A 19,155-nucleotide genomic window follows, 5' to 3' on the forward strand; every position below is an offset into this window, starting at 1 on the left:
AGGTGGTCCCACGCCTTCCCATTCCGAACAGGACCGTGAAACGCCTCAGCGCCGATGATAGTGCGGGTTCCCGTGTGAAAGTAGGACACCGCCAGACTCCCTTAAGACAAAGCCCAGCTCACACGAGCTGGGCTTTGTGCATTGGGGCGGCGAAAGTGCGAGCGCGCATTGTCGTGCCCAACCGACGCGTGCAATGTCAACGTCGACCGATGTCCCCCCGATGTTCCCTTGCGGCCAACCTTGGCCACCTCGCCACCCACCCCATGCCGGCCTGTGGCCGGCCCCCGGATGCGCCTGCGGCTTATGCCGGGCTACGGCTATTGGTACGGCTATCGATCCGGCAGCTGACGGGTGGCAATGCCGTCATGAAAAAGCCCGCTTACGCGGGCTTTTCTTTCAATATCCCAGATCAGATGCATATCGGCCGGGTTTGAATAAGGCTGGCAGTGGGATGGTCGCTGTGGCGGAGTGTTTGGGTCAAGCGCAAGGTGAACTTTCTGACGCCATCTGGTGTTGCAGGAGAATGATCGTGGTGATTTGATAGCTACGAATATTGAAAAGTGAGTGGGTAATGGCTGGATGGAACGCAAGTGCTGCGATGCTACTGTTTATGGCTGTGTTGGTGTCGCCTGCCTGGGCTGACGATGATGGTGCTGGCGAACGTTGGGCCGCATTGAATCATCAGGCCGGCGTACTGCTGAAACAGGGGCAGTACGATGCGGCTATGCAAATAGCAGTGGATGCGGTGAAGGTGGCCATGCTGAATGTCGGGCCTGATCACCCCGACTTGGCCAGTAGTTTGCATACTCAGGCCATGATTTATGAAGAGCAGGCTCGTTACGATCTGGCTGAGCCACTTTATGTGCGTGCCTTGGCGATTCGCGAGCAGAAGTTGGGCAGCCCGCATCGCCAGGTAGCGTTGAGTTTGCGCAATCTGGGTGGCTTGTATCAGAAGCAGGGGCGCTATGCAGAGGCTGAGCCACTGCTGGCGCGCTCGCTGACCATGATGCAAGGGCTGCTGATACCGCAACACCCGGAGATTGCCAATGTCCAGATCAGCCTGGCCAGCCTGTACCTGTTGCAAGCTCAGCCACAGCGGGCCGAGCCACTGTTTTTGTCGGCTGTGAAGGCGCACGAAAAAATGCAGGGGGAGGACCACCCGGATGTGGCCACCACGCTGAACAGCCTGGGCTTATGCTATGTGGCGCAGCAGCGTTTTGCGGACGCCGAGGCGGTGTATCTGCGTGCACTGGCGATACGGGAAAAAGCGCTGGGTCTGCAGCATCCGTATGTGGCACTGAGCTATCAGACGCTGGGGGAGTTGTATGAGAAGCAGCAGCGTTTTGAGCAGGCAGAGCAACGTTACAAACAGGCGCTGGCGTTGAACGAGCAGGTTCTGGGCGTGGGGCATCCGGACGTGGCGGTGAACCTGCATAGCCTGGGGGCGTTTTATGATGCCCGTGGCTTGTCTGCCATGTCTGAGCCTTTGTATCTGCGTTCGCTGGCCATTTTCGAGAAGACGGTGGGGCCGGAGCACGCCTTTGTAGCGGTCAACCTGAATGATCTTGGCAAGATCTACGTTGATCGCAAGCAGTTCGACAAAGCGGAGCCACTCTACCGCCGCGCCATCGCCATCTGGGAGAAAAATCTGGGCCCCGACCACCCCAATGTCGGCATTGGCCTGGAAAACCTGGCGGCCCTGTGTCGCAGTACGCAGCGCGATCAGGAGGCGGCCGTGCTGGAGGCGCGTGCCAAGCTGATACGCGGTAACTGATCACCCCCGGAGCGGTGGTTGGCGGCATAAGGCGTGGAAGCCGAGCAAAGCCAGTTGGCCGCTGTCGGGGCGATCCAGCAGCTGATGGTCGTGGTGGGCGCTTTGTACCAGGCCGAACAGCATGAAGGCCAGCAAGGGGATGTCACAGTTTGCCGGCAACTCGCCGGCGTCCAGGGCTTCTTGCAGCAGGCGTTGCAGGGTTTCCCGCTGCCAGCGCTGGCCGCTTACCAGCGCATCGCGGATGGCGCCGGGCTGGTCGTCAAACTCGTACGCTGCAGCCAGTAGCGGGCAGCCACCTGGCTGCTCCCTGCCATACAGGCGCATGACCCAGCTTTCAAACAAGGCGGCCAACCTGGCCATGCCGCGCGCTTGCGCCAGCGCCGGCCGTACCACTTGCTGAACGAATTGCTGTTGCGCCGCTTCCACCACCGCAAGCTGTAGGGCTTCCTTGCTGCCAAAGTGCGCAAACAAGCCGCTTTTGGACAAACCGCTGGCCTCGGCGAGGGTGCCGATAGTGAGGCGACTGATGCCGATCTGGCTGGCGGTGCGTAGCGCCTGTTGCAGAATGACCTCTCGGGTCATGGCTTTCTTGCTCATCGTGCTTTGCCTGAGTACAGGTATCGTGCAAAATAGCACGATCGTTCTTTTTATGGGAGATGCCGGTGCAACCGTTTACCAAAGTAGTGGAAGTCCGCTGGTCGGACATCGATGCCAACCAGCATATGCGCCACAATGCCTATGCCGACCTGTGTACGCACACCCGTATGGAGTGGCTGGCGCACGCCGGTTTCGGCATGGGCGCCTTCCGTGCCCACGGTTTTGGCCCGGTGCTGTTTCGCGAGAGTACCGAATACCGCCGCGAAGTGCACCTGGGCGAGCGTATCACGATAGACGTGCAAATTGCCGCCGCCAGCCCGGATAACAGCCGCTGGAAGATCCGCCAGCAGTTGTTCAAGCCGGACGGCCAGCTGGCGGCCATCTATGAGGTGGCAGGTGCCTGGATGGACTTGCGTGCGCGCAAGCTTATTCCGCCGCCGCCGGCGCTGGCCGCCATTCTGGCTGACTTGCCGCGCTGCGCCGACTTTGAGGCATTGCCGCAACCGGAACACAAATAAGGAGCTCGCCATGCAGTTTGCCGCAATGCTGGTAACGGGTTTGGTGGCCGTCATTCACCTGTACATCCTGGTGCTGGAAATGTTTTTGTGGACCAAGCCGGCCGGCCGCCGTGCCTTTGGCCTGACACCTGAGTTTGCCGAGGCCAGCCGGGTGCTGGCGGCCAACCAGGGGCTGTATAACGGCTTTCTGGCGGCCGGCCTGGTGTGGAGCCTGCTGCCGGCTGCGCCGGCCGGTGTCGGCGTGTTCTTCCTGGGCTGCGTGCTGGTAGCCGGGGTGTACGGTGCGGCTACGGCCAGCCGCAAGATCCTGTTCGTACAGGCCTTGCCGGCGGCGCTGGCACTGCTGCTGCACGCACTGGCGTAAGGCTGGCGGCAAAAGCCCTGCCCGGCGCGGGGTTGCCAAGCCGGCGGTGGCAGCGGATGCTAGGCGGCCAACCTTGATCGAGGATGACCTTATGTCTGCCATGCTGCACAACTTGCTGGCTTTGTGCGATACCCCGCGCGATAACGCGATGCTGCGCTTTGGCATTGCTAACGAATACGCCAAGTTGCAGGACTGGCCGGCCGCCGCCGAGCAGGCACGGCTGGCCATTGCCCGCCAGCAGGATTTCTCCGCCGCGTGGAAGCTGCTGGGCAAGGCGCTGGCTGCGCAAGGCGAGGGCGCGGCAGCGCTGGCTGTTTACCGCGAAGGGATAGCAGTGGCGCAGGCGCGCGGGGACATCCAGGCGGTCAAGGAAATGACGGTCTTTGCGCGCCGCATCGAAAAACAGCAGGCCGCCTGCAGCGGGCAGGGCGACGCCTAAGCGCTGCGCTTGAGCTGGCGCGTGGCTTGCTCCAGGCCTTCCAGCGTCAACGGGTACATGCGGTCCTGCATGATCTCGCGGATCATGGCGATGGACTGTGTGTATTCCCATGCCTGTTGTGGCATCGGATTCAGCCATACCGCGTGACCGAAGTGGGCCAGCAGGCGGCGCAGCCACACTTCGCCCGGTTCCGGGTTCATGTGTTCTACACTGCCGCCTTTCAGGATGATCTCGTACGGGCTCATGCTGGCGTCGCCCACCAGAATCAGCTTCCAGTCCGGGCCGAAGGTATGGATCAGGTCCCAGGTGTCGGTTTTTTGCGTATAGCGCCGCGCATTGTCCTGCCACACCTGCTCGTACACGCAGTTGTGGAAGTAGTAATACTGCAGGTGCTTGAATTCGCTGCGCACTGCCGAAAACAGCTCTTCGCAGACGCGGATGTGATCGTCCATCGAGCCGCCCACGTCGAACAGCACCAACACCTTCACCGCATTGTGCAGCTCCGGCACCATCTGCACGTCCAGCAGGCCGCCATTGCGCGCAGTGGCGGCAATGGTGGCGGGCAGGTCCAATACGTCGGGCGAGCCTTGGCGCGCAAACTCGCGCAGCCGGCGTAGTGCTACCTTGATATTGCGGGTGCCCAGTTCCACGCTGTCGTCGAAGTTGCGGAATTCGCGTTTGTCCCACACCTTCACCGCACGCCGATGCCGCGATTCGTGCTGGCCGATGCGGATGCCTTCCGGGTTATAGCCGTAGGCGCCAAACGGGCTGGTGCCGCCGGTGCCTATCCACTTGTTGCCACCCTGGTGACGTTCCTTTTGCTCTTCCAGCCGCTGACGCAGCGTTTCCATCAGCTTGTCCCAGCCCATGGCTTGCAGCTGCTGCTTTTCTTCCTCGCTCAGGTATTTCTCTACCTGCTTGCGCAGCCAGTCTTCCGGAATGGCGGTTTCCAGGTTGTCCAGGCTGGTCTCGATGCCGTGGGCGTAGCGAGCAAATACCTGGTCGAAGCGGTCGAAGTACTTTTCGTCCTTGATCAGCACCGTGCGCGCCAGGTGATAAAACTCGTCCACGCTGGCAAAGGCCAGCCGCTGCTGCAAAGCTTGTAGCAGGGTGAGGTGTTCTTTTAACGACACCGGTAGGCCGGCGTCGCGAAGGGCGTAGAAAAAGTCGAGCAACATGGTCTTTAAAAGAAGCGTGACAGTCGGCAAAAAACGCAATAGAGTTGTGGCTCTAAACGATCGTTTGCCCAAGTTGAAGGAGCATAGCACATGGATGCCAGCCACCCCATTCATGACAGTTTGCACAGCCAGCTGCGGCAGTTGCAAGCACTGGCAACGCAGCCGGCCGATTACGCTACCCGGCAGCGCTGGCTGGCGGGCCTGGCCAGCATGGTGACACAGCACCAGCAGGCATGGATCGACGCGCTACAGGCTGACTTTGGTTGCCGCAGCGCGGTGGAAACCCGGCTGGCAGAGCTGTTTCCGTCGCTGGAGGGTATCCGCCTCGCACAGCGCAAACTGCGTGGCTGGATGCGGCCGCAGCGGCGCGGGGTGTCGTTCTGGTTCATGCCGGCGCGTGCCCGTTTGCAACCGCAACCGCTGGGCGTGGCCGGCATCATCGTGCCGTGGAATTACCCGATCTTCCTGGCGCTGGGGCCGCTGACCTCGGCACTGGCGGCGGGCAATCGCGCCATGGTGAAGATGTCGGAGCTATCGCCCCATAGCGGTGCCTTGCTGCAGCGGCTGTGCCGGCAGTACCTGGGCGACGACGTCGTGCAAGTGGTCAACGGCGGGGTGGAGGTGGCGCAGGCGTTTGCCGCCTTGCCGTTTGACCACCTGCTGTTTACCGGGTCGACGCGGGTTGGCCGCAGCGTGATGCAGGCAGCGGCAGCCAACCTCACCCCGGTGACGCTGGAGCTGGGCGGCAAGTCGCCGTTGCTGATCGCACCCGGCTTTGACAAGCGGCGGGTGGTAGGCAGCCTGGTGGCCGGCAAGATGCTGAATGCCGGCCAGACCTGTGTCGCCCCCGACTACGTGCTGGTGCAGCGCCAAGAGTGCGACGCGCTGCTGGCCGAGCTGCGCCGTCAGGCCACGCTGGCCTACCCGGACCCGGCGGCCAACCCCGACTACACCGCCATCATCAGCCCGCAGCATTACCAGCGCCTGGTGGCCTGGCGAGACGAGGCCACTGCCCGTGGCGCCCGTGTCGAGGCACTGGGCGGCAGCAGCGAGGCCGCGCTGCACGCCGCCCGCAAGTTGCCGCTGACCGTCGTACAGGATGCGCCGGACGACTGCGCGCTGATGCGCGAGGAGATCTTCGGCCCGCTGTTGCCGATTGTCTGTTACGACACGCTGGACGACGCGCTGGCCTATATCCGTGCGCGCGACCGCCCGCTGGCGTTGTACCTGTACGACGATAACCGCGCCCGTATTCGCCAGGTGTTGCAACACACGGTAGCCGGGGGCGTGACAGTCAACGATACCCTGATGCACGTGGTGCAGGACCAGTTGCCGTTTGGCGGCGTCGGCCCGTCCGGCATGGGGCATTACCACGGTTACGAAGGCTTTGTTACCTTCAGCAAGATGCTGCCGGTGCTGTACCAGTCGCGGCTTGCCGGCGCCGTGCTGACCCAGCCGCCGCACGGCAAGGTGGTGCAACTGTTGCTGAACCTGATGCTGGGGCGTATCCGATGAATCTGCCACGTCGCCAATTCATCAAGACCGGCTTGGTGGGTGCGCTGGCGCTGGGCGTGGCTGGCAAGTTGGCCGCCAGCCGGCCGGCCAGTGGCTTTGCGGCCTCGGCGGCCGACCGCCAGCTAATTGCGGCCTTGTCGCAAGGCATGCTCGGCAAACTGCCTGCCAGCGCCGCCATTGCGCACACCGATCACGTGCTGACGGCGATTGCCGGCCTGCCATTGGCCAGCCAGCGCGAACTGCGCGAGCTGTTCGACCTGTTGCAGCAGCCTGTGGCGCGCCGCCTGCTGGGCCTGTCGCCAGACTGGCAGCAGGCCACCGCCGACGAGGTAGCTGCCATGCTGCAGCGCTGGCGCTTCAGCCGCCTGCTGTTGCTGCGCAGTGCCTATCAGGGCCTGCATAGTCTGTTGTACGCCGCTTGGTACGGCGATGCACACAGCTGGGCGGGTATCGGTTATGCGCTGCCGGCCAGCATCAAGGGGTATATCCATGAGTAAGTTGCCTGATTTGTGGCAGGACGGGTTGGCCGCAGGCTGGCAGGTTGTCGACGCCAGCCAGCCCGGCGCCGACCTGGCGCTGGAATGCGATGTGGTGATCGTGGGCAGCGGCGCCGGCGGCGGCATGACGGCCGAGCTGCTGGCGCAGGCCGGCCTGTCGGTGGTGCTGGTAGAAGAAGGCGGGCTGCACAGCTCGCGCGACTTCAACCTGCGCGAAAGCGAGGCCTATCCGCAGTTGTATCAGGAGTCGGCCAACCGGCTGACCGCCGACAAAGGCATCACCATCCTGCAAGGCCGCAGCGTGGGCGGCAGCACCACCGTCAACTGGGCCAGCTGTTTCCGTACCCCGGCCGATACCCTGGCCTGGTGGCGCAGCCATCATCGCCTGATACAGATGGACGATGCCGCGCTGCTGCCGTGGTTCGAGCGCGCCGAAGCCCGGCTCAACATCTCGGCGTGGGAAGCCGCGCCCAATGCCAACAACGCCTTGCTGGCCGCCGGTTGCGACAAGCTGGGCATTCCGCATGCCCGCATCCGCCGCAATGTGAAAGGCTGCTGGAACCTGGGCTACTGCGGCACCGGCTGTGCCACCAATGCCAAGCAGGGCATGCTGGTCACCACCATCCCCGCCGCCTTGGCCGCCGGCGCGCGTTTGCTTACCCGGGTGCGGGTGCGACAGTTGCTGTTGAACCCGGCGCGTACCCGCGCCGAGGGCATCGTCGGCGACGCTTTGCAGCCTGACGGCGTGCACGCCAGCGGCCGCCAGGTGCGGGTAAAGGCGCGGCAGGTGGTGCTGGCGGCCGGCGCCATCGGTACCCCGGCGCTGCTGTTGCGCAGCCGGGCGCCGGACCCGTGGCAGCATCTGGGCAAGCGTACCTTTCTGCACCCGGTGGTGCTGTCCGGTGGCCTGTTCCGGCAACAGGTGGAAGGCTTCAACGGCGCGCCGCAAAGCGTGTACAGCGACCACTTCCTGCATACCCAGGCCATCGACGGCCCGCTGGGTTTCAAGCTGGAAGTGCCGCCCGTGCACCCGTTGATCATGGCCGCCACCTTGCCGGGGTTGGCCGCCGACCATCAGCGGCTGATGCAGAACCTGCCGCACTGGCAGATTACGCTGGCGCTGCTGCGCGACGGTTTTCACCCCGACAGCGTCGGCGGCAGCGTGCGCTTGCGCAGCGATGGCAGCCCGGTGCTGGACTACCCGCTGAACGACACCCTGTGGGAGGCGGCGCGACGGGCCTTGCTGCAAATGGCCGAGATCCAGTTTGCCGCTGGCGCCCGCGCGGTGATGCCGGTACACGAAGATGCCGCTCTCGCTACCACTCTGCGTCAGGCACGGCAGATGATTGCAGCCCTGCCGATGCAAACACTGCGTACCCGGGTGGTGAGTGCGCACGTGATGGGCGGGGCGATGATGTCGCACGATGAGCGCAGCGGGGTGGTGGATCAACTGGGCCGGCACTGGCAGCTGGATAACGTTACCGTGATCGATGGCTCGGTGTTCCCCACCAGTATCGGTGCCAACCCGCAACTATCGGTCTACGCACTGTCGTTGCGGGCGGCCGACGCCTTGCGCCAGCGTTTGCAGGCCTGAACTGCGGCTTGGGCCGGCTGTGATGTTGCAAAACACAAAGCCTGTTTGCTTGGCAAACAGGCTTTGTCATGTAGTGCAAAGTGGCGTGCTAGTTACTACGCAGGTTCTGCCAGCGTTCGCTGTGGGTGCTGACCAGTTCGTCCATGACATTGCTGTCGATCAATTTCTTCATCGCCTTGTTGATGCGCTCGTAAAGCTGCGGCGAGAAGCAGGGCGACTGGTGGGTCAGCGTCAGGTACAGCGGCTCGCGGCTGACCGGGGTGGTGGCCACCCGGATATTGCGGATGCCCAGCCGCGCCGCGAACGCCTGGCCCGGCGCTTCTTCATAGATCAGGTAATCGGCACGGCCCATGCTCAGCATGCGCAGCGCGTTCTCCACGCTGCCCACCGTCTGCATGGTCAGGCGCTGTTCGGCAAAGCGGTCGAAGTCTTCGCCAAAGCTGTTGTTCACCACGGTAATGCCGTTCAGCCCCACCAGATCCTGCCATTTGCTGTAGTTCAACGCTTTTCCCTCGCGCGACCACACCACGCTGCGCGTCTGGTAGAACGGCTGCGGAAAATAGCTCATGTACAGGCGGCGTGGCAGGGTATGAAAGGCGCCGGCAATCAGATCAACACGCCCGGCTTTAGCCGCTTCTTGTACCCGGGCCCACGGGCCGGCGTTGCGTACCAGGATAGGGATGCCGATCTCGCGGGATAGCAGCTGCATCAGCTCCGCATTGGCGCCATGCAGTACCTTGTCGTCGTTCGGGTTAACCCACAAGAACGGCGGGTACTCCGGGTTGCCGGATGCTATCAGCTGCTTGCAGGTGCGACTACCTTGCGCATGGGCGCCAGGCACCAGAAAGCCAGTGACAATGGCCACGACAAGAGCGCTGGCAGAAAGCAGGGTCGGACGGAGCATGCTGAACTTCGGGTAGTTGGATGAGCGTTTGCCAGTCTATGCAGCAGTGCTCGTAACGACAAGCAGAAAACATGGTTTTTATTGATATGGATATAACTTTGCCAGCCATGAAATGCTTTTGGAATGGTTGTTCTGGCCGGATTGAATCAGCCGTTTGACCGAATTTGCCTGTGTCTGGCTTTTGTATTCAATAAGCAGAACAAACTGTCGTGGTACAGGCGAAGGCGCATAAAGCGTCATCAGCATGGCGGTCGTTGCTGGCTGTGTGCTCAGGCATGTGCCGAGCTTACACGGTTGCGCCCGGCGGCTTTGGCAAGATACAACTGGCGATCAGCCTCGCGCACCAACGCGTCTACGCTGCTGGCCGGCAGGTTGGCCACACCAATGCTGGCAGTAATGCGGAACGGCTGGCCCTCTAGTTGCAGCGGTAATGCTGCAATGGCAGCGCGCAAGTGCTCTGCCACCAGCAGTGCGTCTGTGCATGTCGTGGCCGGTAGCAGGACAGCAAATTCCTCGCCGCCCAACCGGCCTGCCAACGCTTGCGGCGGAGAGCTTGCTTTCAGCAACTTGCCCAGCGCCTCGATGACCAGGTCGCCGGCAGCGTGACCTAACTGGTCGTTAACCCTCTTGAAGTGGTCTACATCCAGCATCAGCAATGCCAGCGGCTGACCATACTGCTCGGCCAGCTGCAAGGCATGTTCCGCCTGCTGGTACCAAGTACGGCGATTTTGCAGCTGGCTGAGGGTGTCGGTGGTGGCATTCAGCCAGTTTTGCCTGGCGAGCTGATACGACTGCAATGCCGTACGGCGTTGCACATTGAGAATCACCAGCATGAAGCTCATTGCCGGCACGCTGAACAGCAGCAATTGCAGCCAGTGGCCCAAGCGGTAGCCATCCAGCCACATGACGGCGCCGGTCAGGCAAATGGCAGCCAGGTGCGGCAGCAGAAACGCCAACGGCGACACCAGTGGCGCAATCAGCAACACGCCCAGCATGAAGTACATCATGATCATCGGCAGGTAGGACATGCGGCCCAGTGCCACGACATTGCCTGCCATCATGCACAGCATGGCCATATTGCCCAGCCACAGTATCCAGTGCACGCGGTGGCGCGCAAATGCCGGATGGCGCATGACCCGCGCCATGGCCACGATCAGCAGGCTGCCGGCCACGCTGGCGGCAGTCAGCCAGGCGAAGTCCCGGCCCAAGCCCAGCCGCCACAGGTCGGACAGCAGGAACAGCACCACTACGCCAATGCCGGCGTAAGACAGCAAGGCGGCACCCGGCAGCAGCCGCTGGCCGTAGTAGCCCTCGTAGCTGTCGAATTGGGCGGGATCAAGAAGCGACTTGTGTTCATCCATAAGCCATTATCGGCCAAAGGTTGGCTTATTTGATAATGGGCTGCATCAGTCAGGGCCTTGTGGACGCAAGCTCGCGATAGGTACGCTTGCCGTGCGCCGTGCGCCGTGCGCCGTGCGCCGTGCGCTGGCAGAGGCTTGGTAGACGCGCGTCTAGCGTACGGTGACGTTGAGGCAGGGCAAGGTTGGCCGCAGACCATGACAGTTTGCGGCCAACTTTGTTATTGCGGTGGGAGGGTCAATGAGGCGCCTTGGCCTTAGGTGAATGTGGCGAGGCCAAACGCTTATCGTGACGCGGCGAATAACATGCATACCGCGCGGCAACTGTGGCGCAGTGAACGTTGGGCTTCATTTTCTTCAGCCCAACCTACGGCTCTGTGCCAGGCGGTGGCGAGCCACGCAGTGGCAGCCAGCGCCGCCAAAGGCTGTGCAGCAGAGATTGGTATGGAGTGGGGGCGGTGGTGCAGGTAGCCAGTAAGGAGGCTGACGTGTGCCGGTCGGGCAGCGTGGCCTATTGCCGTATACCAATGGCCGCCTTGTGGTCGGTGGTGGTCGGTCAAACAAGGTTGGCCGCAAGCCATGACGGTTTGCGGCCAACTTTGTTATTGCGGGCAATGATCAAGTGCGGCGGGTTGGCTTGAGTGTGGCGAAGCCAAACGGTAACCGTGGCGCGGCGAATAATATACCTAGCGCGTGGCAGCCGGGACGCGGTAAACGTTGGGCTTCATTTCATTCAGCCCAACCTACGGTCCTGAATCGCACTCATGATTTTCCTACCGTCATTACGCCCATAACTATGGAAACAAGTCCGGCAAACAGAGTCGGCACCCATAGCCTATTCGCCAATGAAACCCACGCCTTGGTGCGCGGGTGCCGAGCATAGAAATCGGCCAGTTCCCCCTTCGGGTCCCGCCACACTTCAAGCCATGAATACCCCCAAATGGCGCAAAAAATCAGCATTGCCACGCCGACTGCTGTAAAAAACTGGCTCACGTGTTCTCCTCCTTTACCAAACTCATGTGCATGGCATGCTCTCCCATATTCACCACCACATCCACCTGCAAGCCCTTGGGCACCTGGTGCGTGATGAAGATCATCGTCACCTTGCCCTTGAGCCGGTTGATGGTCTGCGCAAAATGCTCGGCGGTTTGCTGATCCAGATTCGAGATGGCCTCGTCGAAGATCAGGGCCGTAGGTTGGGCGGAGCTTGCGAAGCCCAACGTTTACCGCGCAACTCATATTGCTCACCCGCATGGGTGTAAATCACGTGGTCGGCGTTGGGCTTCACTTTGTTCAGCGCCAATCTACCCAAGAGCGGCTTGCTCAGTAGCCTGTAGCTCGTAGCTCGTAGCCCGGATAAGCCAACGGCGCATCCGGGGATGGGGGTAAAACATGGCCGGTTTACACGGTGCTGGCTGGCCACCCCGGATGCGGCTGTGCCTTATCCGGGCTACGCCTCTACCCACCAAGGTTGGCCGCGCTACGCGTTGCGCCAGCGCGGCAGTCGTTGCAGCGCATCCAGCAGTGGCTGGCTGCTGGCGGCCAGGCGGTTCAGGCTGTTGTCACGCAATTTTGATAAATCTACCCCGTTTGCATGATGCATTCCAGCCCATTGCAGCAGGGCGCCGCCGGCTTGCGGGTGGTCGAACAGGCCGTGCAGGTAGCTGCCCATCACCGCGCCGTCGGGGCTGACGGCGCCGTCCACGCTGCCGTCGTTCAGCTGGAATACCGGCCGTTCGCAGTCCGGGCCGTGGCTGACGCCCATGTGGATTTCGTAGCCGCTTACCGCCGCGTCGGCGTTCACAAAGCGGCCTTCGCGCCGCGTCAGCGTTTTGTCGGCGGCCAGCGTGGTGTCGAGGTCGAGGTAGCCCAGGCCGGCGCTGCTGCCGGGGGGGCCTTCCACGCCCAGCGGGTCGTGGATGTGGCGGCCCAGCATCTGGTAGCCACCGCAAATGCCCAGCACGCGGCCGCCGTAGCGCAGGTGGCGTTGCAGGTATTGCGGCCAACCTTGTGCTTGCAGGAAGGCGAGGTCGGCGCGGGTGTTCTTGCTGCCGGGCAGGATCACCAGGTCGGCTGGCGGCTTGGGCGCGTCGGGGCCGACAAAGTGCAGGTTCACGCCGGGGTGGGCGCGTAGCGCATCGAAGTCGGTATGGTTGCTGATGCGCGGCAGCACCGGTACCACGATGTTGAAGTCGCCGCGCTGTTGCTGGCTTTGCACGGCGTCTTCGGCGTCCAGCATCAGGCCGTGCAGCATCGGCAGCACCGCCAGCACTGGCTTGCCGGTTTTGGCTTCCAGCCAGTCCAGCCCGTCTTGCAGCAGGCTGATGTCGCCGCGGAATTTGTTGATCACAAAGCCCACCACGCGGGCGCGTTCGCTGTCGCTCAGGCAGTCCAGCGTGCCCACCAGGTGGGCAAACACGCCGCCCTTGTCGATGTCGGCCACCAGAATCACCGGGCAGTCCACTGCCTCGGCAAAGCCCATATTGGCGATGTCGCGGTCGCGCAGGTTGATCTCGGCCGGGCTGCCGGCGCCTTCCACAATCACCACGTCGTACTGCGCCTGCAGCCGCTGGTAGGACTGCAGCACGGCGGCCATGGCGGTGGTTTTGTACTGGTGGTAGTCGCGCGCGTTCATGTCGGCGCGCACCTTGCCGTGGATGATGACCTGGGCGCCGGTGTCGCTGCTGGGCTTGAGCAGCACCGGGTTCATGTCGGTATGCGGCGCCACGCGGGCGGCGATGGCTTGCAAGGCCTGGGCGCGGCCGATCTCGCCACCGTCTTCGGTTACGGCGCTGTTCAGCGCCATGTTTTGCGGTTTGAACGGGGCGACGCGGTAGCCGGCGTCGGCCAGCAGGCGGCACAGCGCGGCCACCACCGTGCTTTTGCCGGCGTCCGAGGTGCAGCCTTGCACCATCAGCGTGGGGAAGGGCCAGGGTTGGGCGGGCATGGGGTTTCCTGATCGGTAGATATCATTTTTTGCCACGAAATCCACGGAAAACACGAAAGCAAAACGGGTGCTCTGGGTGTGACTGCCATGTCAGCAGAATGGCCATCGTATACCGTTTCAGACAGAGTTTGGAGCGCGCACGGCTTTCATCATTTTCCGTGCGTTTCGTGGGGTTCGTGGCCAAAGGCATTCGCCATGAAATCCACGAAAAAGCACGAAAATAAAATGGGTGGCTTTCGTGGCCGAGCTTTTTACTAACAGCCTCGTAGCCAAAGCGTCGTTAGCCGGCGCGGTCTTCGTGCCATTGGCGGATCAGCGCCTGCAGCTGCGGCAGGCCACGGGTGATCAGCGTGGGGCCGGGCGCCAGGATGTCGGCAGACTTGATCTCGATGATATGGCCGCGCTCGGCGTTGCGCACCGCTGGTACGTCTTGCCAGCCGTCGCGCTCGGCAACGGTTTCCGGGCGGAAGCGCTTGCCGCACCAGCTGCCTACCATCAGGTCCGGCTGGCGGTCTATCACGGTTTGCGGGTCGGCTACGATGCGCTCCTTGGCGCGGGCGTGGCCGGCCAGCTCGGCAAAGGCGTCACGGCCGCCGGCCAGCGCAATCAGCTCGCCCACCCAGCCGATGCCGCTGATGATGGGGTCGTGCCATTCCTCGAAGTACACCAGCGGGCGTGGCAGGCCGGCGGCGTCGCGGGCGGCGGCTTCCAGGCGGGCGGCGCTGATCTGGCCTTCCAGCTGCTCGCACAGCAGCTCGGCGGCGTGCAGGCGGCCGGTAAGGCTGCCCAGCACCCGCACCATGCGCAGCACGCCGTCTACGCTGTGGTGGTTGAAGTGCAGGATGTCCACGCCGGCTTCGGCCACTTCTTTCAGCATGTCGCTTTGCAGGCTGGAGTAGCCCACCACCAGGTCGGGCTCCACCGCCAGGATTTTTTCCAGCTTGCCGCTGGAAAAGCCGCTGATCTTGGGCTTTTGCTGGCGCGCCTCGGGCGGGTAGACGGTAAAGCCGGAAATGCCGGCCACCAGCTCTTCGGCGCCCAGCAGGTACAGGGTTTCCACGGCCTCGGTACACAGGCAGGCAATGCGGCGGTAATGCGGGGTGGTATGGATCATGGGCTCACTTTCGCGTACACCGCCCGTGCCGTGTCCAGGCTGCGGCACACGGCGCGGGTGCCTTCCAGAAAGCGCGGGGTGGGGCGGTTGAGGATGTCACTGTCGATCTGGTACTGCTGCTTGTACTGCACGGCGGCAATGGCGTTGATGCCGGCCCAGCGCGCCTGCAGGTCGTCCTGTTTCTTCATGCCGGCGGCCAGCATCACCTGCGGGTTGGCCGCAATCACGGCTTCCTCGCTTACTACCGGCGCCGGTATCGGCAGCTGGGCAAAAATGTTCTGGCCACCGCACAGCTCGATGGCGTCGTTGACGATGTGCTGGCCGCTCAGCGTGTATAGCGGCTTGTGCCACACTTGGTAGAACACGCGCAGCTTGGGCTTGCCGGCGTACTGGCGGCGCAGCGCGGCCAGCTCGGTGTCGAAGCGGCGGGCGCTTTGCTCGGCCACGGCACTGCTGCCCAGCAGCGTGCCCAGCTTGCGCAGGCTGGCGGGGATGTCGGTCAGGTGTTTGGGCTCGCTGTAATACATGGGAATGCCGAGTGCCCGTAGCTGTGCCAGCTGTTTTTCGGCCGGGCCGTGCAACCACACGATCAGCAGGTCGGGCTTGGCGGCCAGCACGCGTTCGATATCGATGCCGCGAAAGCTGCCCACCCGTGGCAGCGCCTGCGCGGCGGCCGGGTAGTTGCTGTTGGCGTCGGCGGCAATCAGCCGGCTGCCGCCGCCGGCGGCGTAGATCAGCTCGGTAACGTGCGGCGCCAGGCTGATCACGCGTTTGGCCGGTGCCGGCAGCGTCAGCGTCTGGCCCTGATCGTCGGTGACGGTAATCGGCGCTGCGCTAGCGAAGGTGGCAGATAGCACCAGCGTGCAGGCCAGGGCGAGGGCGATGGGTTTCATAAAGTGTCCGGTGCAAAGCCGGCCAGCGCGGCGGCCAGGCGCTGCCAGTGCGCCTCGCTGGCGGGCAGCCCCAGGCGGAAGCGGGGCTGCGGGTCGGTAAACAGGCGGCACCAGATATGGTGCTGCGCCAGGTGTTGTTGCAAGGCGTCGGCGTGCGGGTAGGCACCACCGGCAAACAGCAGGCAGCCGTCGGCCGGCAGGCCGTGTGCCTGCAGCAGCGCCGTCAGGCGGGCGTGGCCGGCGGCCAACTGCTGCTGTGCTGCGGCCTGCCAGGCGCGGTCGGCCAGCGCGGCGGTAGCGATGCGCGCCACCGGCGCTGGGATGGTCCACGGCCCCAGCTCGTCGTCCAGCGTCTGCAGGATGTCGCCTGCGGCGGCGACAAAGCCTAGCCGCAAGCCGGCCAGGCCAAAGAACTTGCCAGGGCTGCGCAGCACCACCAGGCCGGGTTGCGTGGCGGCGTGCGCGGTCACCGACAGCGCGGGTGTCACGTCGGTAAACGCTTCGTCCACCACCAGCCAGCCGCCGCGCGCGGCTTGCGCCGCCGCCATCGCCAGCACGGCGTGTTGCGGCCAACGTTGGCCGCTGGGGTTGTCCGGGTTGCACACAATCAGCACGTCCACCTTGCCGGCCTGCGCGGCCAGTTCGGCGTGCGGGTAGCGGGCTACCTGGTGTCCGGCACGCGCCCAGCGCCAGCCGTGTTCGGCGTAGCTGGGGTGGGCTACCGCCACGCTGCCGGGGACGCGCAGCCGTGGCAGCGCCTGGATGGCGGCCTGGCTGCCGGCTACCGGCAGCAGCTTGGCCGCACCGTAGTAGGCGCAGGCGGCAGCGTGCAGCGCGGCGTCCGGCTGCGGTAGCGTGTACCACAGCGCCGGCTCGGTGGCCGGGGCCGGGTAGGGCTGCGGGTTCAGCGCGGCGGACAGGTCCAGCCATTGCTCGGGCGTGCCGCCAAAGCGGGCGACGGCCTGCAGCAGGTTGCCGCCGTGGACGGGGCGCAGGGTGGTACTCATAACGGCAACGCCAGCAGCAGCCACAGCACGATGGCGCGGTCCATCAATTGCGCGGCGCGGCGGATGTCGCCGGCGCGCGGGGCCGGGCCTGCGCCCAGCGCGGGCCGCGCTTCCAGCTGGCCGTGGTAGACGGCGGCGCCGCCCAGTTGCACGCCCAGCGCACCGGCACCGGCGGCCATCACCGGGCCGGCGTTGGGGCTGTCCCACTGCGGTGCTTGCCGGCGCCAGCACGCCAGCGCCAGCCGGGTATTGCCGGCCACGGCGTAGGCCAGTGCGGTGAGGCGCGACGGCACGTAGCCCAGCACGTCGTCGGCGCGGGCGGCGGTTTTGCCGAAGCGCTCGAAGCGCTGGTTACGGTAGCCCCACATCGCGTCCAGCGTGTTGGCCAGGCGGTAGGCCAGCGCCGCCGGCGCGCCGCCGACGGCAAACCAGAACAGCGCGCCGAACACGGCGTCGTGGCCGTTTTCCAGCAACGACTCGGTGGCGGCGCGGGTAATGGCGCTGTCGTCGGCCTGGCTGAGGTCGCGGCTGACAATGCGTGCGGTCAGCGCCCGCGCCTCGGCCAGCTTGCCTTGCAGCAGCGCGTCGGCGATGGGGCGGGTGTGCTCGATCAGGCTCTGGCGGCCCAGTGTGAAGTACAGCACCGCCACGCTGAGGATGCCGGCGGCCAGCGCGGGCAGTTGCGCCAGCGCCCAGGCCAGCAGTAGCGGCAACGGTAGCACCAGCAGCGCCCACGCCAGGGCGCCGCGCAGCAGCCGGCTGCGGCCGGCGTTCAGCCGTTTTTCCAGCCAGTTGGCCGCGCGGCCAAAGCCCACCAGCGGGTGGTAGCGCGTGGGCTCGCCCAGTATGCGGTCGGCCAGCAGGCCGGCGGCCAGCAGCAGGCTGGTACCTAGCATGCGGCCTCCGGCAGGAACAGCGCGGCGGCGGCGGCGGGCTGACTGGCAAAGTAGGCGTGGAAGTAGCTGGCCTGCACGCTGCCGTGGCGGTACACCGCCTCGCCGGGGCTGCCGCCGGCCTTGCGCTGGCAGGTGACGGCGGCAAGCAGCGGGGTGTCGAACTGCGAGTAATGGAAGGTGTGGCCGCGCAGCTCGCCGGCCGGGTGCGGCCAACCCTGGCTGCCCAGCCCGGCCAGCTTGGCGGTCATGCGCACGTTACCGGGTAGCACGCCGGCCATGCGGTGCGCCTGGCCCTGGCCATCGTGCAGCTGTTCGGTCAGCGCCATCATGCCGCCGCATTCGGCCCATACCGGCTTACCGGCGGCGGCAAAGGCCTGCACGCTGGCCAGCCAGCGGGTGTTGGCCGCCAGCGTGGCGCCATGCAGCTCGGGGTAGCCGCCGGGCAGCCACAGCGCGTCGGCGTCGGCCGGAATGGCGTCGTTGGCTAGCGGCGAGAAAGAGGCGATGCGCGCGCCCATGCCCTGCAGCGTGCGCAGGTTGGCCGCATAGACAAAGGCAAACGCGGCGTCGTGCGCCACGGCGATGGTCTTGCCGGCCAGCAGTGGCGGCAGGGTTGCCGGTGGCGTGGCCTCGGGCGCGAAGTCTGGCAGCGCTGCCAGTACGGCGTGGTCCAGCTGCAGCGCGTCGGCCAGTGCGTCCAGCCGCACTGCCAGGTCGGGCAGGTCGCTGGGCAGGTGCAGGCCGAGGTGGCGTTCCGGCAGCGATTCGGCCTGGCGCGGCAGGCAGCCCACCACTGGCAAATCGGGCGTGCCGCAGGCGCGGATCATGTCTGCGTGGCCGTTGCTGGCGACGCGGTTGGCCAGCAGACCGGCCCACGGCAGCTGGCCGTGGTCGCGCAGGCCGCGGGCAATGGCCAGCGCGGTGCCCACCATGGCGCTGCAGTCCAGCACCGCCAGCACTGGCACGCCAAACTGTTTTGCCAGGTCGGCGCTGGACGGCTGGCCGTCGTACAGGCCCATGACGCCTTCGATCAGCACGTAGTCCACCTCGGCGGCGGCTTGCGCCAGCAGGTGGCGGCACTGGCTTCCGGTGCACATCCACAGGTCCAGCACGTCTACCGTGCTGCCGCTGGCGGCGGCCAGCAGCAGCGGGTCGATGAAGTCCGGCCCGGTCTTGAACACGCGCACGCGGTAGCCGTCGCGCACCAGACGGCGCGCCAGCGCGGCGGTGACGGTGGTCTTGCCCTGGCCGGAGGCGATGGCGGATAGCAAAAGGGCTTTGCAGCTCATGGGGCTTTCTTTATTTGGTTTTTGGCCACGAAAACCACGAAAGGGCACGAAAAACTACTGTTGCTTGCCGTTTGGCTTGGGCATTTTGGGTGCCATTCAGGCCTGCGTGCTATGGCAATGGGCAGCTTTGCTTTTGTGTTCTTTCGTGGCTAATGGGTTTTGTCTTGGTATTTATCGAGCCAAGCCGTCGGGCATGGCGGAAAACGTTTTGCCACGAAAACCACGAAAGGGCACGAACAAAAGCCCGTTACTCATTACTGTTTGGCCCAGG

At 64.4% G+C, this 19,155-nt stretch carries 19 protein-coding genes; 7 read left to right on the top strand and 12 right to left on the bottom strand.

Going from position 1 to position 19,155, the window contains the following annotated elements:
- The first annotated feature begins 598 nt into the window (after positions 1-598).
- On the top strand, positions 599-1,774 hold the full coding sequence (locus tag ACK4FZ_RS17010; protein WP_409823043.1) for a tetratricopeptide repeat protein: 1,176 nt from the start codon (positions 599-601) through the stop codon (positions 1,772-1,774).
- On the opposite strand, the gene ACK4FZ_RS17015 is transcribed toward ACK4FZ_RS17010, so the two are convergent.
- Positions 1,775-2,371, bottom strand: coding sequence for a TetR/AcrR family transcriptional regulator (locus ACK4FZ_RS17015; RefSeq protein ID WP_144374077.1), 597 nt, complete (start codon positions 2,369-2,371; stop codon positions 1,775-1,777). It lies immediately after the preceding gene.
- 65 nt (positions 2,372-2,436) lie between these two features.
- Here ACK4FZ_RS17015 and ACK4FZ_RS17020 point away from each other — a divergent pair, with 65 nt between their 5' ends.
- The 3 genes from ACK4FZ_RS17020 to ACK4FZ_RS17030 all read left to right on the top strand — a co-directional run bounded on the left by ACK4FZ_RS17020 (position 2,437) and on the right by ACK4FZ_RS17030 (position 3,692).
- Entirely contained in the window at positions 2,437-2,889 is a 453-nt protein-coding gene (locus tag ACK4FZ_RS17020; protein WP_409823046.1) for an acyl-CoA thioesterase, read from the top strand.
- A gap of 10 nt (positions 2,890-2,899) precedes the next feature.
- Complete coding sequence (locus ACK4FZ_RS17025; protein WP_409823049.1) at positions 2,900-3,253, top strand: DUF1304 domain-containing protein; 354 nt, start codon at positions 2,900-2,902, stop codon at positions 3,251-3,253.
- Between the two features lie 91 nt (positions 3,254-3,344).
- Positions 3,345-3,692, top strand: coding sequence for a hypothetical protein (locus tag ACK4FZ_RS17030; protein WP_409823051.1), 348 nt, complete (start codon positions 3,345-3,347; stop codon positions 3,690-3,692).
- Here ACK4FZ_RS17030 and ACK4FZ_RS17035 read toward each other — a convergent pair.
- Positions 3,689-4,870, bottom strand: coding sequence for a vWA domain-containing protein (locus tag ACK4FZ_RS17035; protein WP_144374081.1), 1,182 nt, complete (start codon positions 4,868-4,870; stop codon positions 3,689-3,691). The genes ACK4FZ_RS17030 and ACK4FZ_RS17035 overlap by 4 nt on opposite strands.
- A 90-nt stretch (positions 4,871-4,960) precedes the next feature.
- On the opposite strand from ACK4FZ_RS17035, the gene ACK4FZ_RS17040 reads away from it, so the two are divergent.
- Genes ACK4FZ_RS17040 through ACK4FZ_RS17050 form a run of 3 tightly spaced genes read left to right on the top strand, consistent with a single transcriptional unit; the run spans position 4,961 to position 8,476 of the window.
- On the top strand, positions 4,961-6,385 hold the full coding sequence (locus ACK4FZ_RS17040; RefSeq protein ID WP_409823055.1) for a coniferyl aldehyde dehydrogenase: 1,425 nt from the start codon (positions 4,961-4,963) through the stop codon (positions 6,383-6,385).
- A complete protein-coding gene (locus tag ACK4FZ_RS17045) occupies positions 6,382-6,882 on the top strand; it encodes a hypothetical protein (RefSeq protein ID WP_409823058.1) in 501 nt (166 codons plus the stop codon). The genes ACK4FZ_RS17040 and ACK4FZ_RS17045 overlap by 4 nt, the downstream gene beginning before the upstream one ends.
- Positions 6,875-8,476: a GMC family oxidoreductase N-terminal domain-containing protein gene (locus ACK4FZ_RS17050; RefSeq protein WP_409823061.1), complete on the top strand. Its 1,602-nt coding sequence runs from the start codon at positions 6,875-6,877 to the stop codon at positions 8,474-8,476. Before ACK4FZ_RS17045 ends, ACK4FZ_RS17050 begins: the two co-directional genes overlap by 8 nt.
- Positions 8,477-8,564: 88 nt before the next feature.
- Here the strand turns inward: ACK4FZ_RS17050 and ACK4FZ_RS17055 are convergent, their stop codons facing one another.
- The 10 genes from ACK4FZ_RS17055 to ACK4FZ_RS17100 form a co-directional block, all read right to left on the bottom strand.
- Positions 8,565-9,380, bottom strand: a complete 816-nt coding sequence (locus tag ACK4FZ_RS17055) for a substrate-binding periplasmic protein (protein WP_409823064.1) — start codon at positions 9,378-9,380, stop codon at positions 8,565-8,567.
- Between the two features lie 269 nt (positions 9,381-9,649).
- The gene (locus tag ACK4FZ_RS17060; RefSeq protein ID WP_409823066.1) at positions 9,650-10,741 is read right to left on the bottom strand and encodes a diguanylate cyclase; all 1,092 of its coding nucleotides are present in this window, start codon (positions 10,739-10,741) and stop codon (positions 9,650-9,652) included.
- 759 nt (positions 10,742-11,500) lie between these two features.
- Complete coding sequence (locus tag ACK4FZ_RS17065) at positions 11,501-11,731, bottom strand: hypothetical protein (protein ID WP_409823069.1); 231 nt, start codon at positions 11,729-11,731, stop codon at positions 11,501-11,503.
- Positions 11,728-11,958: a hypothetical protein gene (locus tag ACK4FZ_RS17070; protein ID WP_409823072.1), complete on the bottom strand. Its 231-nt coding sequence runs from the start codon at positions 11,956-11,958 to the stop codon at positions 11,728-11,730. Before ACK4FZ_RS17070 ends, ACK4FZ_RS17065 begins: the two co-directional genes overlap by 4 nt.
- A 260-nt stretch (positions 11,959-12,218) precedes the next feature.
- Positions 12,219-13,685 (bottom strand): cobyric acid synthase, encoded by a 1,467-nt coding sequence (locus tag ACK4FZ_RS17075; protein WP_409823075.1) that lies wholly within the window; start codon positions 13,683-13,685, stop codon positions 12,219-12,221.
- A gap of 280 nt (positions 13,686-13,965) precedes the next feature.
- The gene (locus ACK4FZ_RS17080) at positions 13,966-14,799 is read right to left on the bottom strand and encodes an ABC transporter substrate-binding protein (protein WP_144371655.1); all 834 of its coding nucleotides are present in this window, start codon (positions 14,797-14,799) and stop codon (positions 13,966-13,968) included.
- A complete protein-coding gene (locus ACK4FZ_RS17085; protein ID WP_409823078.1) occupies positions 14,796-15,692 on the bottom strand; it encodes a cobalamin-binding protein in 897 nt (298 codons plus the stop codon). The genes ACK4FZ_RS17080 and ACK4FZ_RS17085 overlap by 4 nt, the downstream gene beginning before the upstream one ends.
- The gene (gene cobD / locus ACK4FZ_RS17090; protein WP_409823081.1) at positions 15,689-16,699 is read right to left on the bottom strand and encodes a threonine-phosphate decarboxylase CobD; all 1,011 of its coding nucleotides are present in this window, start codon (positions 16,697-16,699) and stop codon (positions 15,689-15,691) included. Before cobD ends, ACK4FZ_RS17085 begins: the two co-directional genes overlap by 4 nt.
- The gene (cbiB, locus tag ACK4FZ_RS17095; protein WP_409823084.1) at positions 16,696-17,595 is read right to left on the bottom strand and encodes an adenosylcobinamide-phosphate synthase CbiB; all 900 of its coding nucleotides are present in this window, start codon (positions 17,593-17,595) and stop codon (positions 16,696-16,698) included. The genes cobD and cbiB overlap by 4 nt, the downstream gene beginning before the upstream one ends.
- Complete coding sequence (locus tag ACK4FZ_RS17100) at positions 17,589-18,884, bottom strand: cobyrinate a,c-diamide synthase (protein ID WP_409823087.1); 1,296 nt, start codon at positions 18,882-18,884, stop codon at positions 17,589-17,591. The genes cbiB and ACK4FZ_RS17100 overlap by 7 nt, the downstream gene beginning before the upstream one ends.
- Positions 18,885-19,155 lie beyond the last annotated feature (271 nt).

The sequence above is a fragment of the Vogesella sp. genome (genome assembly GCF_046297735.1).
GTDB lineage: Bacteria > Pseudomonadota > Gammaproteobacteria > Burkholderiales > Chromobacteriaceae > Vogesella > Vogesella urethralis.